The following is an 18,117-nucleotide window of genomic DNA, read 5'->3' as shown; positions in this document are numbered from 1 at the left end:
TTAACAAAGAAGTTACACAAAATGCTAAAAATTAACGGAAACCTTTCCTCTCAAATAGAAGGGGGTGCCAGGTGTAAAATGAATTTCTTCAAACGATTGTGGCTCGTTGAATAGTCGACTCTCAGTGGCGAATTGCGTTTCGTTCCATTCGGTATCAAAAAGGTTTTCAATAATTAAACCTAATGTCCAGTTTTTAATGCTGTAATTAAGATTTAAGTCGGTAACAAAATAGCCCTCAGCTACTATAGAATTGTCTTCATTGGCAGGTCTGTCACTAACAAACCTATAATTGATACCTCCTGAGAAATTATTGATGTTACTGAAAGATAGTCCGGCAGACGAGGTCAAATCAGGAGCAAGGGGAATATAATTTTCACCATCTGGGTCTTCAGTACTTCTTGCATGGGTATAATTGATATCCCCGTTGGCATATAACCAATCGGTTAATTGGTAACGCAGACCGAAGTCTACACCGAATCTTTCTGTTTTACCACTTGGTTCTACGATCCCGGCATCACCGACGTACACAAACTCTTGTTGAAGAAAAAGATACCAAAAAGCGGCATTTATAACCAGTCGGTCGGTTGGTTTATAAATGCTTCCTAAATCAGAACCGATTGCAAGTGGTAGAATCTCCTCACCGCTCTGAGCAGTAACCACCCTACTGTCATTGGAGTGGAAACCTATTCCAGACTTTGAGAAGAACTGTAAATCAGGGGTAGCGGCATAAATGAGGTTGAGTTTCGGACCAACAAAAAATTTGTCCTCACTTTTGTTGTCGTAGCTTTCAGAAAGCAAATTTTCATAGTCAAACTTAAAATAATCCAGTCGTAGGCCTGGGTTGATAGTCCATTTATTTTTCTTGTATGTGACATCGATGAACCCGTAGGCGTTTAACTCGTCTACATTTCCATAAGCTAATCGCTCCAAAAGCGTTTTTCGGTTCATAGTACGAGAAAGCTGTACATCGTTAACGTCATCGTACCTAAAGCCCAATCCTGATTCATATTTTAATTGTGAATCATGGTCACCTACATGAATCGAGTGTTCATAGCTCGTTTCGGCACCAATAATTGTTCTGTCTTCTTGTTGGCGTATCTGATCGGCATTTACAGGGTCTTCAAGAAAAAACGTGAAATTGGAAAACAGCTCAAAATCGTATTTTGAAATAAAAGCCTTTGATTTAACTCTCGAATGCTCATCAAGTTGTTTGGTGTGGTTAACCAGAAAGTTAGACCTACTGGTATTACCACCTTCTGTATCATCAATGGCCCCGAATCTAGATATTAAACCTTGGTCAACTGCTCGCTGCGGAATTTGCCCAGAAGCATCCCATTTACTTTGAAAATGTGAAAGGGTTATGCTCAGGTCTTGGTCTTTTCTGTTATTGAAATTATACCGCCCCATGATATTGATTCGATTGAAGTTTTGAGGTGATTCAAAGGCACCGTCGGTCAAAACAAGTTCAGAGGCTACATAGGCATTACTATAATCGCTTTCCGTTATTTTGAACATACCCAGAGACCGAAGCGTGTTAAACTGACCTGCCTCTAAAGAAATCTGGTTATCTTCGATTTTCTTCTTAAGTTTTAGGTCAATATAACCGGCCGTGTTGAAATTACCTTTATGGGCATAATAAGGACCTTTACCAAAATCTAGGTTATCAATAGTTTCTGGAATTATAAAGTGCATATCTGAATAACCTTGCCCATGTGCGTGAGAAACCATGTTTACGGGCATGCCATCAACGTTAATAGCCACATCTGTACCGTGGTCAACATCAAACCCCCTTAAGAAAATTTGCTCGGCCTTTCCGCCTCCGGCATGTTGCCCTATAATCAAGCCCGGAACCTTTCTTAAAATTTCTTGAGACGATTTTACCGGGCTTGCCTTTACATCAACATTTACAAAGTTGCTCATGGCATTTACCTTCGAAACAAGCACAACCTGTTCTAACGATACCACCGAATCTTCAAGCGTAATCTGAATGGTACCATCGAGTAAATCTTCGGTAATGGTCAGTTGATGGTTCTTGAAACCTAAGCTATAAAAATAGATGACATCACCTACAGATACATCATCTAGTTCAAAATATCCGGATACATTTGTGTAGGTATAACCCCCGGTTGTTTTATTATAGACCCCCACGCCTTCAAGTGCAGTTTGGTTCTCATTGGTTACGGTTCCGTATAAATCATGAGCATAAGAAGTAACGCCACCCAAGATGATAAGAACCAGAGTAATTAGATTTTTCATATAATAGTTAGTTATGAAATACAGGTACTACAAGGTTTTTGATTTCAAACTTTTTAAGACCTGTGTTTCTTTTTAAGATGTAATAGTCTTCGAGGGACTATTTTTAAATTGTAAGTAGTGAATACCTTTAACTAACTTTTGGAGGCTCAAATATTTTGGGAAGAAAGCCCTTTTTTATTTTATCGGAATTTGATTTGAAAACTGGTGGAGTGATTAGAATTAGTGTAAAGGATAGAAAGTCGATGGAAGCCGTAATATGTTTGTCATACTTCAAAAAAGTCATAATTGAATCGTGATTATGGCCTTGGTCTTCATCTGAACTTTCGAAAATTGAATTTAGAAGACCGATTAGATTATGCTCGTGCGAGTTGTTATGACCTACATGCTCATGAACCCCATGAGAATGACTTTTATCAAAAGAGTGATGATTGATAATGGTTTCAGGAGATTCGAAAAAGTGCGTTGTGTCATGAAAAAACTCTGTAATATGTTCGTGCATTGGGTTTGCTAGATAGCAGACCGCAATAGCAAGCGCAACATATTTCACAAGTTGTTCTTTCATTCTGATTATCAAATAGTTTCTCTTTGAATATTTACGAGAAAATTTCTTTTTGGTTTTAATTTTTGTTCATTAATTCTATTAGTGTTTCCTCTATATATTTAGAATAACTTTCTATGGTAGGATATTCAAATATTTTATTGAGAGGAAAGTTGGTTTCAATTTCTTCATTAATGCGGGCCGTAACCCTTATGGCTGCTAGGGAATGACCTCCTAGTGAAATAAAATCCTCCTTTATACCAATACGGTCAAGTAAGAGAACATCCATCCATATTTTTTGAACTAATTCTTCAATTTCATTGGAAGAAGCTACATAGGGGCAATCCGTTGGTATCGGTTTTATCTTATTTTCAGATAATTTCGCCCTATCTATTTTTCCATTATTGGTCAGCGGCATTTCTGCAACAAAATGAAATAGGGTAGGTACCATGTAGGAAGGTACGCGTTGGTTCATGAACTTTCTCAATTTCTCAATTGACAGGCCTTCAGCTCCTGTGAAATAGGCAACTAATTTTTTATCGTTTTCTTGCTGTGCCGAAGGATTGTACCCAATTTCATTCATTATTTTTTTAACCTCGGTTTCGTCAATTACCTCATTAATTTCTTCAAGGCTCTCATCTCTGGTTTTATGGCCCAAACGAACATCCCAACTGTAAGGAAATGAATAATTACTATAGCCCAAGTCTTTTTTATGCACGTAGATGCCCACTTGGTTGATAAGGCAGTTCGTCGAGCGACCAGTGTCTGTCGGTCTTTTCCAACCCACATGTTTTTTTAAGTACACGAGCATTTCCTCAAGGCTAACATCGCTGAACCTATAGAAGTCGACAAATTGAACCTGATCAAAAACCTCGTCTGAATCGAACATCGAAACATCTAATAGCTCTTTTACGGCATCGTTTTCTTGATGATAGAGTTTTCGTGCCTCCAAAATTGTGTTGTCTATTTTTTCAGAATCAAGTTGCTGATCCCAAAACAGTTCTTCCGTTAGGCGTGTCTCAAAAAATTGCCCGCGTGAAAGACCCGTCACAATAAAAGGTATTTGCTTTTCTACGGCAATCTTGGTACTAAGGGTATAAATCGTTTTGAAACAGCCATTGCAAACATTGTGATGCCGTTGTAGACTGTCGACAAAAATAGCATTCATGTGCGGGGTTTTTCCATAAACATGGTCGACTCCTAGACGTTTTACAATTCGGTCTATATTTTCTTTGGCCTGTTCTGAAATATATCCATTATCCATGGTAAATGCCAGTACTCGAAGGCCCATACCTGCCAAACGGGCGAGCACATACGTACTATCTTTACCCCCGCTGAGCAGTGAAATACAATCATAATTGGGGTTGATGTCTCTTTTGGAAGTGAGCAATCGAACCAATTCTTCATCTCTTTTGAAGTATTGATGCACTTTTTCTTCATAGTTCTCAAAAGCCTTACAGAGGTGACAAACACCATTCTTATCAAAATCGGTGCTTGGGTAATTAGAAGGCAATCCGCAATTCGTACAATTAAAGACTTCCTCTTCGGTTTTTTGGTCTTTATTGTCCACAAGCATGACAGCGCAAGAGTCGATTCCTTCAAACTCAGATAAGTTCGCCTCAATGTCATTTAGTTCAATGCGATATCCCCGTAATTTAATCTGCGAATCAATTCTCCCATGGTATTCCAGCTCTCCTTTTGAATTCAGTCTACCTAGATCACCCGTTCTATATATTTTAGATTGATTTGAAAATGGGTTTTCTAAAAACTTCTCGTTCGTAAGTTCTTGGTCGTTGATATATCCATTCGCCAAACAGGTTCCCGAAAGGTATATTTCACCAACTACTCCTTGAGGTACCAAGTTTTTATGAGTATCGAGTAAGAGTAGTTGTGTATTATCAATGGGCAAACCTATGGGTACAGAAACACCCTTATGTTCCTTAGCATCGTATTTAGAGACGATACAACCAACGGTAGCCTCTGTCGGACCATATTCATTAAAGATTTCAATCTTTTCTGAAAATTGACTTTGAATTTTGCTTACGGAGGTTGTTTTCAAATCTTCCCCTCCTAGAATCATGGTTTCCAGTATTGATGGATTAAAATCGTGCTCTTTGACCAAGTCTAAATGACTGGGGGTCAGTTTTATTTTGTTGACCAGGTTATCTGAAAAGACATTTAATACCGAGGTGTCGGGCCCAGATGGGTTCTCTTGGTAAACAATGATACGTCCACCACATAAAAGCGGAAGAAACACAGAGGTTAAAGTAAGGTCAAAACCAATCGAAGTAAATAAAGGGAAGACCGAGTTTTGGTCAATGGAGTAGGCCGTTCTGGCCCAATTTAAATAATTGTTTAACGATTTATTTGATATACCGACACCTTTTGGCTTTCCTGTACTACCTGATGTAAATATAATATAGCATAGATTCTCTACCTCATGACCAGAAGAACTGAATTCATTCTGGTTTTCTAATTCTGAAAAATGGCTCGTTCTGACTATATTCTCTTTCTCAAAATCAAGACCAACGGAAAGTTTTTCTTCGGTGATTATAAGGGAACAATCTGCTTTTCTCAAAATGTATTGAACCCTTTCCACGGGTTGGTCAGATGCTATCGGAACAAATACGCCACCTAATTTCATAATGGCCAGAATACTGATAAGGTAATCGGGACTTCTGTGAAGAAAAACAGCAACTCTCGATTGATTCTCAAGTCCTCTTTCAGCCAAATACCTCGCCAGTTGATTGGCCTTTTTGTTCAGATTAGCGTAGGTGAGGGTTTGTTCAGATGATTGTACAGCTACTTTATTCGGTGTTTTGGCAGCGAATTCTTCGAATTTTTTAAGAAACGAATCTGTTATAGGTGTATGAGTACCTGATAAGAAAGTTGATTGACTAATGGGGTCCAGCCCTTTTTTGTCAATAGCATTTTCAAGATTTTCTAATAAGGAATCAAGAATTGAATTGAAATGAAGGGCAACTTTATCATAGTCTTTCTGGGGACACACTGACGTGTTGATGTCAAAGGCTACAGTATAATTACTTTCACCCTTAAAATCATAAACATGGCAGCGAATGTCATGAGATGCATCTATATGGCCGTTATGGACCCACCTGACTTGCGTTGGCCAGCCATTGAAATCTTTGAATTCAACATTTATAAAATTCAGAATATTGGACGGTGGTTCACCGTTCAGACACCCGACCATACTGGGGTGAACGTTCTTAAGAAAAGAATTACCTTCTAACTTAATTTTATCCAGTAACGAAATAAAAGTTTCGTCATCATCAATTTCTATAGTTAGGGGTAGAACTTCAATAAATAGCCCCGCCGTTTTTGAAAAATCAAGAGTGCTTCGGTTATGGGCGGGTGATCCTATATTAAACTTGGAGAGTCCGCTAATTCTATGTAGGTAAGTGGCAAAAACCGTAACAAAAAGGTTGTAAAGGGTAGCGCTTTTTGTCCAACTTCGTACAGCGGTTTTTTGACAAAGATTGTTTAGTTTTTCAGTTTGCGTTGGAGTGAGCGCAATCTCTATTCGTTTGGCTTCTGTAGAATTTTTCGACCACTTTTCTCCATATAAAGCAGGCCTTGAGTTAACTTCTGAAGTTTTTTTATCCCAATACTCCCTATTCGAATTTAATTCCTGTTCGGCAACTTGCTCTCTCTCGTATTCTAAATATGAACGGTAGGCATACAATACGTTCTTAGAGTCATTATTATTTAAACGTGCTTGATAGATATCGGATAAACGATGAAAAAGTAATTGGTAGGTGACCGCATCGGTGACCAAATGATGAATTTTCAGAAACCATATGAATTTAGATTCATCGCACTTGAGTAAGCGGCTGTCGAAAACTATTTCCGCCAGGTTGATGGGTGACCGTGTATTGACTCTCACCCATTGGTCAATTTCTTCTTGGCTTTTTTCAGTGAAGTCTAAACACTCAAATTGAAAGGGAACGGTACTATTGATTTCTTGAAATGGTTCTCCCGCTATTTCTGAGAATGTCATTCTTAAAATATCGGTCTCTTCAACCAGCTGTTCGAAAGACCTTTTGAAGATAACAACATCAATATCCCCTTGAATTTCAAAAGTATAGACAACATTATGAAGTGGTACTTCTGAATATATTCGCTGACCGGCCCAAAGCGATAATTGACTTTGGGTCAGTGGTAACCTAGTTTTGTTTGAGTTATTCATATAGGGGGGATGGTATCAAGTCTATTTGATTGATTCTATATAGTTTAGAATCTGTTCTATCGTCATGAAGTTTTCCACCGTCATATCTTTTGAGGGGATGGAGAGGTTATATTCTTTCTCTATGAAGGCAATGAGTTTCATCATTCCTAAAGAATCGACCAATCCGCTACCTAACAAATCTTCATCTTCTGAAATGCCGGAAACCTTCTGTTTTGTAATGTGTTCGATTATATAGTTGGTTATAGTTTCTTTCATGGTCAATTTTGGTCAATAATATCGGCAATTTGGCGCCGGTTGATTTTCCCGGAGCTGGTCCGTGGAAAATCGTCAAATATTTCAATATATGTGGGAACTGCATAAGCGGGAAGATGTTCACTACTAAATTGCCTTAGTTCTGCTTCGCTTACGTCTGAATCATCTTTTAGTTTAATTGCTACGGCTAATTCTTGGGCCTCTTTTTCCAAAGCAATAATTACAACGGCAACTTCGAGCACTTTTTCATGTTTTAAAAAAACAGATTCAACTTCATCTAACTCAATCCGGTAGCCTCTGAGCTTTATTTGCCTATCGTTTCTTCCTAAAAATAGTAATTCGCCATCTTTATTAAGTTTTACCAAATCGCCGGTACGGTAATAAATGTGGTCGTAGCCATTGGCAATCTTTATTCGATGGAAACTTTTTTCTGTCAATTTAACATTGTTCCAATAACCGCGCATAAGTGTTGCCGAACGCACAGCTAGTTCTCCTGTTTCCCCATTCCGAACAGGTTGATTCTGTTCGTTCAATACTAGGTGTTCGGTATTTGCCCAAGTTCTGCCAATAGGTATGCTTTCTTCACCTGTTATTGTTTCTTTGAGTTCATGATAGGTACAAAGAATCAATTCCGCCGGTCCGTACAGATTGCAATATTTAGCATGTGGCCACACCTCCATAAGTGCTTTCAGATGCTTTGGAATGAAAACCTCGCCCGCAAAAAAGACCCATCTCAAAGAACTAAATTCATGCTCATTTAATGTATTACTCTGTAGAAGTTGGATAAGCATTAACGGCACTGAATACCAAACGCTTATTTTTTCTTTCGCGATTAAAGCGCTAAGACTCACAGGCAGTCTAAGATGAGCATCAGGTACAATTATTGTTTTGGCCATGACCAAAGGAGCCACAAAATAGCCAAATGTAGAAGGGTCGAAATGAAGCGGCGCGGGATTGCCAAAAATATCATCTTCATCAAAATCAAAAGTATCAACGACTATTTTAGCCAAGCTCAATGCACTATAATGGGTATGCATAATCCCTTTTGGCTTTCCGGTTGACCCTGAGGTGTACAAAATGAACGCCAGGTCATCTTCTAAAATTTCAATTCTTTTGGCAGTAGTAGCTTTTTGCGCAAAGATATCTTCCCACTTCGTACCGCTTGGCCCAACCATTGGTTCGCATCCCACAACATTTTTAATCCTCGGAACGGATTTTACGAGGGTATTAATTTTTGATTGTTGTTGGGGCGTGCTTATCAAACATGCTATTTGGCAATCGTCAACAATGGTAACCGTTCTCGAAATAGGGGCAAACGGATCAAGGGGTACATAGGCAGCTCCTGATTTAAGAATTCCGTAAACGGCAATAGCGGTTTCAATACAACGGTTCATGAAAATGCCGACTCGATCCCCCTTTTGAATTCCGACGGATATTAAGTGATAAGAAAGTTGGTTTGCTTTCAACTCCAGTTCACTATAGGATAATGTCTTGTTAAGACAACTAAAAGCGATGGCATGCGGAGCTGACTTCGAAGCCTCTTCAATGATATGATGTAATGTATATATCACAATAGGGAACTGAATAAATTTTGATTTTCAGCAAATGAAAACCGGCCCTAAAACAGTATAGGCGAGTTTTCTAATTCATAGCATGGTAAAGTTAGAACTTGAAACTTTAGTTTTCAAATTCTAAAATGAACATAATCCGATTTTAGGTGTCGATAATCGATAATATTGCCTTACAGCACGCCTTCCGTTGATAAATCACTAATATTTAACATAAATTATACAAAGAAATTAATGATTCGGTATGCATGAATGATTTAGGGAGGCTATTCAAATGTAACCTTAACTTGAAATTTTGCTAGAGCTACTCACATACTTTTTTTAACTCATTTAATAGCTACCTGATTTTGTATCAATGACTTGTGTTTATTTTTTTATATCTTTTGAATCGCTATGAAAAAACTGTTACCGTTACTGGCACTGCTTCTGTTGTTGCCATTAGTCTCTTGGGCCCACCAACCGAAACAAAGTCTTATCTACCTAAGAATTTATGAAGAAACAGGAATTGAGGGTAGAGTTGAGGTAAATGCCAATGAACTGCAATCGGTATTTGGGTTAGATGTCAATCTTCACCCGAGTATTGATCAGATAAGGCCCCATCGAAAAGAAATTGAGGCTTATCTTCTAAAGCATTTAGCATTTTCTTCGGAGAAAGGAGGCAAATACAAAATTGTATTTACAGGCGAATTGACCAAGCTTAATACTGATTTTGGTGATTTCATCAACTTTCATTTTCATTTAGAGCCATCTGAGAACTTACCCGATGACCTGATTGTTGAATATGACGCCTTCATGACCGAAGATACTTCGCATAGGGGTTTGATTGCTATGGAATATAATTGGAAAGCCGGTTTGATCAATAATGAATCTATTGTAGCCCTCTACTTAAGCAAAGATGAGCCCAGGGGAGTGATAGACCTGACCGAAACCTCTCTTTGGAAAGGATTCTTGGCAATGGTCAAACAAGGTATTTGGCATATCTGGATTGGTATGGACCATATTTTATTCCTTCTGGCCTTGATATTACCTTCAGTGGTTAGACGTAAAGATGAAGGGGTTCAAGAATCATCGAGATTCAATGTCTTTGGCTGGCAACCGGTACCGAAGTTCAGGCCTGCCTTTATCTACATATTGAAGATAGTTACCTTTTTTACCTTAGCGCATACGATTACCTTAAGCTTGGCTTCACTTAATATTATCAACTTACCGTCTCGTGTGGTTGAGTCGATTATTGCTTTTTCCGTGGGGTTGGCCGCTTTGCATAATATCAAACCTATTTTTAAGGGAAAAGATTGGGTAATAGCCTTTGTATTCGGTCTTTTTCATGGCTTTGGTTTTGCCAGTGTTTTAGGTGATTTAGGTTTTAAAGGAGAATATCTTACCTTATCTCTTGTTGGGTTTAATGTAGGGGTCGAAATTGGTCAAATAGTAATCATCGCACTAATTTTCCCGATTTTGTACCTCATACGTAATCGCAAACTGTATCCGAAATTGTTAGTGGGGGTTTCCGCTCTTCTCATATTGGTTTCAACCTACTGGTTTATCGAAAGGGCCTTCGACATCGACCTGCCGCTTGACGAATTCGTTAATAGAAATTTGTACCCCATTGCCCGATTTATCGGATTGATGTAAAACGCTTAATGTCGTAGTTTTTGGAAAAAAGGGAAAGCAAAGGTTCTTTGTTGAGCCAATGGAAAAATAGGGATAAGAATGCAATAAATGCCGGGCCTATTATCGAGAAGGCTCCGGAAGATGCCATTATACCTTTGTCCAGTAATCAGCAACGAATTTGGTTTCTACAACAGCTGTATCCTGAAAACCCGTTTTATAATTATTCCGAAGCACTAGTTTTCAAGGGAGAATTGAATGTTGAAGTTCTCTTAGAATCCGTTCATAAAATAATTGAAAGACATGTCATTCTAAGGTCTTATTGCGATGTCTCATCGAATGGACCTTCGATTAGAATTTCAACAGCAGAAGTGCCCATAGAACAATATGATTTGACCCATTTGAGTCATGAAAGGGCATGCAAAGAAATGAACCTTCGAATGGAGGGGCAGGCCCGAAAAGGTTTTGATTTGGCCGAGCCCCCTCTCATAAGAATATCTTTTTTCAGGCAAAATAAAGATACATACACCCTGTTTTTTACCATTCACCACATCATCATAGATGAATGGTCGGTTGGGCTTCTAAAGGGTGAATTAGCACATTCTTATCAAAAACTGATACAAGGGGAGCCGACAGAGGATAAAACCTCGGCCGATTTAAATTATTTAGATTATGCCCATTGGCAGAAGAAACTAGACGTAGATGAAGAGCAACTTCTATATTGGAAAAATAAATTAGCTGGAGATTTACCTCCACTCAACCTTCAGCTTGATAGAAGAAGGCCCGTTAGACCCAGCTTTACCGGTAAACAGGCCAAATTACCACTGTCGGCTGATTTGACATTGAAAATTAAAACTTTATGTAAGCAGTTAGGCGTAACACCGTTCAACTTTTTCCTTACAGCTTACTATATTCTTCTATTTCGATATACGGGTCAACAAGATATTCTGATTGGAACACCGGTTTCTAATCGAAATACAAAGGGACTCGAAAATGTATTAGGGTTCTTCGTCGATACAGTTGTTCTAAGAAACCAATTTGAAGGAGAGATATCCTTTAATCATTTAGTTAAAAAAGTAAAGGAGAATACGCTTGAAGCCTTTTCGAATAAGAACGTTCCTTTTGATGTGTTGGTGAAAGAATTAAAAGTGGAACGTTCCCTGTCGGTAAATCCATTTTTTCAGGTAATGTTTCTCTATCACCCTGAAGAGCAACTACCTTCTTTTGGTGAGAATCTTAAGTTGTTGGATGACAGTGAGTTTGATACAGGTGTTGCCAAGTTCGATTTAACTCTTTCCGTAGCAGAAAAGAAAGAGAGTTTGACACTCATGTTCGAATACGATACCGAATTGTTTGTTTCCGAGACCATCAATCGAATGCTGGCCCATTATAAAAACTTGCTAGAATCGATTGTCAAAGATATACAAGCGCCGATTGAGAGTTTAACTATGTTGACCGATGAAGAAATAACTTTCTTTACCAATGGTCAAAGTAATGAAATAGACCTTTTTGCAAGGAATAATTCTATTCATGACGTAATAGAAAAAGTGTGCGAGACAAAACCTAATACTATTGCCGTAAGCTTTAACGACACCTCTATCACATATCTAGAATTGAATAGAAAAGCTGAGGTACTGGCAGCTGGATTAAGGTACAAGTTGAAAGGGCGAAAAGAGATAGTAGGTCTTTGTTTAGACAGGTCTATAGAAATGATAGTTGGTCTTTTGGGGATTTTAAAAGCAGGTTGCGCCTATCTGCCAATTGACCCTAACTATCCTCTAGAGCGCTTGGAATTTGTTTTGAAAGATGCCGATTGCAACTTGGTTGTAACGCATTCTTTACTGAATGAAAAACTTACCGATGGCGCTAGAGAACTCCTTCTTATTGATAAAATAAAGGATGATGTTCCGGGTGGTTCAATATATGAAAATGAAGTAGATAGAAGTGATATAGCATATGTTATTTACACCTCAGGAAGCAGTGGTCAACCCAAAGGTGTACCGGTTACACATGGTAATATTTTAAGTTCTACCGCAGGCCGTTTATCGTTTTACGAAGAAAATCCGGAGGCCTTTTTATTAATGTCCTCTATTTCTTTTGATAGTTCGAAAGCAGGTGTTTTTTGGACGCTTTGTACAGGAGGTCATCTGGTTCTGGCACCCAATAGAATAGAGCAGGATATGGAGGCTATGGCCGGTCTTATAGAAGACCAACAAATCACCCATACTTTGATGCTGCCATCGATTTATAAGCTTTTACTTAGCCATGGTATGATTTCAAAACTTCAAGGTCTACGTACTGTCATGGTGGCGGGAGAATCATGTCCGCAAGATCTGTGCTTATCCCATTTCGATAAATTACCGAAGACCAAGCTTTATAATGAATACGGGCCGACCGAAGCCACGGTATGGTGTACCGCTCATCAAATTCAAAAGTCCGATGCCGTACTTTCAATACCCATAGGTAAGCCAACGGCTAATAGTGAATTATTCCTTTTAGACAAGAACCATAAAATGGTTCCTTGGGGAGCTATCGGCGAAATTTATGTTTCGGGACCTGGTTTGACCCCAGGTTATATCAATAGGCCAGAACTTACTTTACATGCTTTTAAACAGGTGGATATACCCCATAGAGGAAGTGTGAGAATGTATAAAACCGGTGATTTGGGTAGATACAGGCAAGATGGTGCTATTGAATTTTTCGGGAGGTCTGACCAACAGATAAAGCTAAGAGGGTATCGTATCGAACTTGACGAGATAGAGAACGTTTTGCTGAAAATCAAGGGTATTAGTGGAGCCATTGCTCAAGTGGAAGAGGTTGATGAGAATACATATCAACCCAGCTTAAGTTCTTTTGAAGATTCTACTGATTTTTGGAAAGAACTTCAAGAAAATTTATCCGTCGATGAGATAGAAGAACTATTGGGCACTTTGGGAAAGTTAAAATAAATAAGGGTCGAGGTAAAGTTGAAGTGAATATGCCGGTTATAGAATCCATACAAGATAGAGTGAACAGTTTGTCGGTTGACGAAAAGAAATTGTTGTGGTTAAGGGCAGTACAGCTTATCAAAGAGAAAAATCAATCACTGAATCAACCAAAAAATACTTCTAAGCGATTGGTTGCCTATCTTACCACTGATAAACAGGTTGAGATACAGGATGTTCTTAAGGAGCTGAAGGGCCAAGTACCTGATTATATGGTTCCTTCTAAAATGGTGCTTTTAGAGCAATTTCCCATGTTGCCAAACGGAAAAGTAAATAGAAAAGAACTAGCTCTTACGAAAGCCCAATCTCAATCTCTTGATGAAGCCAAAGAAGATTCCATTGAATGGAAAAGTAAAACGGAAGAACTGCTTTCCCAAATTTGGAAAGATGTTTTGGGCCTAGATCGAATAAAGAGAACCGATAACTTTTTTGATATTGGGGGTGATTCTATTCTCAGTATTCAAGTTATCGCCCGAGCAAGAAAACTCGATATCCCCTTAGGCCCTAAAGAATTGTTTGAATACCAAACCATCGCATCTTTGGCCGAGTTTTTAGAAGGGAAGGAGCAAGAAAAGGAATTGGAAAAAACGCCCGGCGAATTCAAACATTTGGTCAAAGTAAGGTCAAGCGGCTCAAAGGCTCCTCTCATATGCCTTCATAGTGGGGGCACTCATTTCTTCTTTTATAATCTCTTTGCAAAGCATTTAAAACCCGACCGCCCTATTTATGTTTTACAGGCATCTCCCCATGAGGGGGATTTAATTCTCCACAAAACGGTAAATGAAATGGCCAAAGATTTTATTTCTGAGTTGAGAAGGGTAAAGCCACACGGACCCTATTACTTTGTATCCTATTGTTTCAATACGGCTATCGGTCTAGAAATTACCCGCTTATTGGAGAACGAATCGGAGACGGCACATTTGATTATTGCTGATACAATGGCCGATTATTTAAGTCTTTTTGCCGCTTCAAAAACAAAGGTTAGGGCAGAGGCCTTTTTTGGCAGACTGGTAAAAAATCCTGTGAGAACCGTCCGACGATTTGTTAAGAGTAAATTTATCGAACCTACGAGAGAACGATTAAAACGAATGAAAGTCTCAGGAAGCGAAAAAATAGTTCAAAAATTACACTTAAATCATATTGAAATTTATAAGGGTTACTCCTGGCAACCTGTGAGCGGGCCCATTCATTTGCTTCTAACCGATAAAAAAGACCCTGAATTCAATGATAAGGTAATTGAATCTTGGAAACAGATGACCAAAACAGAAGTGGTCGTTCAACCAACTGAGGGCCATCATGACCGACTTTTCTTAGACTCGAATATTGAGGAAACCACATCAAAGGTAGATGCAATTCTAGATAAAATAGAGGGCAACTGACTACTTTGGGCTAACTTTGGTGTATGAATCTAAAAGAAGAAATTGTTGATGTATGGATTGTTGATACTGATAGATTCCCTGATGATTTAAGCAAGTTTTCCTCGATTTTAACCGATTCGGAAGTAAAAAGGTCGCAGCGTTTCAAATTTGAGAAAGATAGACGTTTGAACATTTTGGCCAGAAGTGCCCTTCGAACGCTATCGGGCAATTACTTGAAGGTTCCCGCTAACGCTATCAATATTTCCCTTGGTGAATTTGATAAACCATTTTTCCCTGAGCATCCTGATTTTTCGTTCAACGTTTCCCATTCGGGAACATGTATTTTGTTGGCCTTTTTCAGAAAAAGCATAGTAGGTGTTGATGTGGAATTGGTAAAGGAAGATTTCAATCCGATGGAATTGGCCTTAAACTTTTTTTCCGCTCAGGAAATTGACATGCTTCGAAAGCTCAATAAAAAGGATAGACATTTGGCTTTTTATCGAATCTGGACAAGAAAGGAAGCCTTTATTAAGGCTGAGGGATCAGGTCTGTCGTTTCCCTTAAATCAATTTACGGTCTCTTTGGAAGAAAAAGCTCAACTCTTAGCAACTGGTTGGGATGCCAATGAACATGAGCTATGGCATTTGAAATCTTTTGAACCTTTAAAAGGTTATGTTGGCGCTTTAGCGGTTAAAAGCAAAGTTGCCGATGTGAATTTTTACCATTGGAGAGGCTAAGCATCAATCGACAACAAAATTGAATCCACCTGTAGCGATGACTGATTTTAACGGTGTACTGCGGTCGTATTTGTAAACTTTCAGGTCAATACTTTTCAAACCTATTTTTGAGATGCGAAATTTGGTAAAAATATCGGTGTACGACACTCCGAAACCATATTGATGCGCATCATATGTTGAAAGGTCGTAATCAGAGGTGTAGAAAACGCTAGTTGAAATATGAGATTCATAGGGTGCAAAATAATCTGCCTCGTTCTGTGTATAGTACCTGTAAGAAGGGTAAACGGTAAATTTATCGGAGAGTTTAATGGGCAATTCGGCATTTAAGGTGTGCGAATTAATGCCCCAGTCATCTAAATAGTATCGATAATAGCTCCTTAAGGTAAGATAAGAACTTATAAACCAATTTAAACGGCCCCCGAAGGCAAGTTTTAGACGGTTGTCGGGTAGTCTCTCAATATCATCGGCCAATTGAAAATTCTCAATGAAAGAGTCTTGAACATCACTAAAATACACTCTTTGAAACGGTGTAGAAAGTAAACCACTTTGACTAACTATATCGCAACTGAGCAAGCCCTGTAAATTTTGGGTCAAGATTTGCGAAAAGGTAAGACCTAACGAGTATGAGTTTCTGTTGCTTTTGTTTAATTCGGTAAAGTTAGGATTGTAATCAGGGTTGCCTGTAATTTCGCTTGGTCGGAATTCGCCAACTCCGCCTATCGTAAAAGGTCTAAGTTCGATGGGATAAATAACATTCCACTTATCCAAGTAAATATTGGCATTTACACCTATTTCGGTGTTTTTTTCATTCATTAACCGGGTGAATCCTCCCCCGAAACCTAGAGAGAAATAATCATATTCACTACTCACCGATAATTTTCCCGACCAGATAGAGTTTCTATCGTCAGAATTATGGGTATAGCTACCTGTAAAATTAACCCAGGTATCGGAACCGGAGGCTCCAGTGGTGGCATTGTAAGGGTTGCCTGCCCCATTACTATCAAAAGGGTTCACGTTACTTGAAGATGCAGATGTGTAGGCCGATATTCCTGCATCAACGGTTAGAATGTCATCATCGTTCAATGGTATCGATAGTACAACGGTACCCGTTGCATCGGTCAACTCTTCAGTACCGACACCGCCGGTAACGGCAGCATTGTCACCGTCTTGAGTGTAGTAGCTAGTGAGAAACTCTATTTCCGACGATTCTAAAACACGTCTCTTATAATCTTGATCATCTTGAGAAAAAAGGGAGGTAGATAGGCCAAGAAGCAAAATGCCAATGAATTGTTTGATTGAATTAGTCATGCTTTTTTAATTACATCCGCAGCCACCGCCTGTTTTACCCCCATTTGCACCTACCGATCCTTCACGGTAAGAATGCATAATAGTTAGGTTTCTATCAACCTTTTTTTCCGATAGTTGCATATTGGGGTCGTTTATGTTGACCTTTTGGTATTCTTTTACGGCTGTACAACTACTCATGGCTAAAATGAGACAACCTAATAAAATAGTCTGTTTCGTCATAAGCTTTCTATTTCGATATGTGCTGATTTATGAATGCCACCCTGATCATCGATAATAATACAGTCTACATTGGGTATTTGATTGATTCGATCTAGACCGGCCTCAATGCCCATTACAAAAACAGAAGTGGCCAAGGCGTCGGCCAGTTCGGCTTTTGGTGCCAGAACCGTAACGCTTGCTAAACCGTTACAGGGCCAGCCCGTTCTAGGGTCAATAATGTGGGAATAGCGTTTTCCGTCAAGCACAATAAATTTTTCGTAGTTTCCTGATGTAACGACCGACCGATTTTTTAATGGCAACCGTGCGAAGACTTTGTTTTTGTTCAAAGGGTTGGTTATGGCAATTTGCCAGGGCTCGCTATTAGGTTGCGTACCCCACGCATTCATATCACCAGAGGCATTGATAATACCAGCCTGACCGCCCTTGGAGACCAAAAGTTCTTTGGCTTTGTCGGCCGCATAACCTTTGCCAATGGCACCGAAACCTATTTTCATTCCTTTTGTCTTTAGAAAAACAGAAGATTGTGCAGGGTTGAGCACGATTTCCTGATAGTTGATATACTTGACAGATGATTTGATTTCTTCTTTATTGGGCGCTTTTGTTATGCTTCCATCAAACTTCCAGATATGGTCTATAGAAGCGTAAGAAATATCAAAGGCGCCATCAGTGCTTTTCGAGATTTGAATGCACCGCTCAATTAATTGGAAAAGCTCAGGGTCAACAACGACGGGCTCCTTACCCGCCATTCGGTTGATATGCGAAGTCTGTGAAGATGAACTCCATGACGAAATGAGGCTTTCTATTCGCTTGATCTCAGAGATAGCCAAATGAATAAACCCTTGGGCCTCTGCCTCATTATCGGCTACTACTGTTATGTCAAAATCACACCCCATCAGAAAAACGTCTTTTCTGAAAGTGTCTTGAGAATGCGTCCAGATAGGGTAGAGCAGTAAAAGTGAGAAAATGGTTTTTTTTAATGTGAGCATAAGAATAGATCAAAAACCTATCTAAAGTTACATTTAAAAACCTATAGAACTAAAAAATGTGAAGATATTCAGGGTAGTAAGGAAGGAATCATACTG

The 18,117-nt window shown here is 39.0% G+C and carries 12 protein-coding genes; 4 read left to right on the top strand and 8 right to left on the bottom strand.

Annotated features, from left to right (window positions below; all coding sequences use genetic code 11):
• Positions 1–24 precede the first annotated feature (24 nt).
• The 5 genes from IL356_RS17750 to IL356_RS17730 form a co-directional block, all read right to left on the bottom strand.
• Positions 25–2,256 (bottom strand): TonB-dependent receptor, encoded by a 2,232-nt coding sequence (locus tag IL356_RS17750; RefSeq protein ID WP_121849442.1) that lies wholly within the window; start codon positions 2,254–2,256, stop codon positions 25–27.
• Positions 2,257–2,383: 127 nt separating this feature from the next.
• Positions 2,384–2,818, bottom strand: a complete 435-nt coding sequence (locus IL356_RS17745) for a hypothetical protein (RefSeq protein WP_121849441.1) — start codon at positions 2,816–2,818, stop codon at positions 2,384–2,386.
• 55 nt (positions 2,819–2,873) lie between these two features.
• Positions 2,874–7,001, bottom strand: a complete 4,128-nt coding sequence (locus tag IL356_RS17740) for a non-ribosomal peptide synthetase (protein ID WP_121849440.1) — start codon at positions 6,999–7,001, stop codon at positions 2,874–2,876.
• Positions 7,002–7,022: 21 nt separating this feature from the next.
• Complete coding sequence (locus IL356_RS17735; RefSeq protein ID WP_121849439.1) at positions 7,023–7,256, bottom strand: acyl carrier protein; 234 nt, start codon at positions 7,254–7,256, stop codon at positions 7,023–7,025.
• 2 nt (positions 7,257–7,258) lie between these two features.
• A complete protein-coding gene (locus IL356_RS17730; RefSeq protein ID WP_162987913.1) occupies positions 7,259–8,824 on the bottom strand; it encodes an amino acid adenylation domain-containing protein in 1,566 nt (521 codons plus the stop codon).
• A 390-nt stretch (positions 8,825–9,214) separates the two neighbouring features.
• Between IL356_RS17730 and IL356_RS17725 the strand changes: the two genes are divergently transcribed.
• The 4 genes from IL356_RS17725 to IL356_RS17710 are packed head-to-tail and all read left to right on the top strand — an operon-like array spanning position 9,215 to position 15,508.
• Complete coding sequence (locus IL356_RS17725; protein WP_121849437.1) at positions 9,215–10,453, top strand: HupE/UreJ family protein; 1,239 nt, start codon at positions 9,215–9,217, stop codon at positions 10,451–10,453.
• 20 nt (positions 10,454–10,473) lie between these two features.
• Positions 10,474–13,377, top strand: a complete 2,904-nt coding sequence (locus tag IL356_RS17720) for a non-ribosomal peptide synthetase (protein ID WP_121849436.1) — start codon at positions 10,474–10,476, stop codon at positions 13,375–13,377.
• A 29-nt stretch (positions 13,378–13,406) separates the two neighbouring features.
• On the top strand, positions 13,407–14,792 hold the full coding sequence (locus tag IL356_RS17715) for a thioesterase domain-containing protein (RefSeq protein WP_121849435.1): 1,386 nt from the start codon (positions 13,407–13,409) through the stop codon (positions 14,790–14,792).
• Positions 14,793–14,815: 23 nt separating this feature from the next.
• Positions 14,816–15,508 carry a 4'-phosphopantetheinyl transferase family protein gene (locus IL356_RS17710; protein ID WP_121849434.1) on the top strand — a complete coding sequence of 231 codons (693 nt, stop codon included), beginning with the start codon at positions 14,816–14,818 and terminating at the stop codon, positions 15,506–15,508.
• 3 nt (positions 15,509–15,511) lie between these two features.
• Here the strand turns inward: IL356_RS17710 and IL356_RS17705 are convergent, their stop codons facing one another.
• The 3 genes from IL356_RS17705 to IL356_RS17695 are packed head-to-tail and all read right to left on the bottom strand — an operon-like array spanning position 15,512 to position 18,021.
• Positions 15,512–16,816 (bottom strand): DUF3570 domain-containing protein, encoded by a 1,305-nt coding sequence (locus IL356_RS17705; protein WP_121849433.1) that lies wholly within the window; start codon positions 16,814–16,816, stop codon positions 15,512–15,514.
• Positions 16,817–16,822: 6 nt separating this feature from the next.
• Entirely contained in the window at positions 16,823–17,035 is a 213-nt protein-coding gene (locus IL356_RS17700) for a DUF4266 domain-containing protein (protein WP_121849432.1), read from the bottom strand.
• Positions 17,032–18,021, bottom strand: a complete 990-nt coding sequence (locus tag IL356_RS17695) for an FAD:protein FMN transferase (protein ID WP_121849431.1) — start codon at positions 18,019–18,021, stop codon at positions 17,032–17,034. Before IL356_RS17695 ends, IL356_RS17700 begins: the two co-directional genes overlap by 4 nt.
• Positions 18,022–18,117: the final 96 nt, after the last annotated feature.

The sequence above is a fragment of the Euzebyella marina genome, assembly GCF_014855515.1.
In the GTDB taxonomy this organism is placed as follows: Bacteria; Bacteroidota; Bacteroidia; order Flavobacteriales; family Flavobacteriaceae; genus Euzebyella; species Euzebyella marina.
This window is presented reverse-complemented; position numbering and strand designations above follow the sequence as displayed.

Excerpts from the sequence above, each read along its gene's own strand:
- IL356_RS17750 (WP_121849442.1), bottom strand. The coding sequence starts at position 2,256 with ATGAAAAATCTAATTACTCTGGTTCTTATCATCTTGGGTGGCGTTACT.
- IL356_RS17745 (WP_121849441.1), bottom strand. The coding sequence starts at position 2,818 with ATGAAAGAACAACTTGTGAAATATGTTGCGCTTGCTATTGCGGTCTGC.
- IL356_RS17740 (WP_121849440.1), bottom strand. The coding sequence starts at position 7,001 with ATGAATAACTCAAACAAAACTAGGTTACCACTGACCCAAAGTCAATTA.
- IL356_RS17735 (WP_121849439.1), bottom strand. The coding sequence starts at position 7,256 with ATGAAAGAAACTATAACCAACTATATAATCGAACACATTACAAAACAG.
- IL356_RS17725 (WP_121849437.1), top strand. The coding sequence starts at position 9,215 with ATGAAAAAACTGTTACCGTTACTGGCACTGCTTCTGTTGTTGCCATTA.
- IL356_RS17715 (WP_121849435.1), top strand. The coding sequence starts at position 13,407 with ATGCCGGTTATAGAATCCATACAAGATAGAGTGAACAGTTTGTCGGTT.
- IL356_RS17710 (WP_121849434.1), top strand. The coding sequence starts at position 14,816 with ATGAATCTAAAAGAAGAAATTGTTGATGTATGGATTGTTGATACTGAT.
- IL356_RS17705 (WP_121849433.1), bottom strand. The coding sequence starts at position 16,816 with ATGACTAATTCAATCAAACAATTCATTGGCATTTTGCTTCTTGGCCTA.
- IL356_RS17700 (WP_121849432.1), bottom strand. The coding sequence starts at position 17,035 with ATGACGAAACAGACTATTTTATTAGGTTGTCTCATTTTAGCCATGAGT.
- IL356_RS17695 (WP_121849431.1), bottom strand. The coding sequence starts at position 18,021 with ATGCTCACATTAAAAAAAACCATTTTCTCACTTTTACTGCTCTACCCT.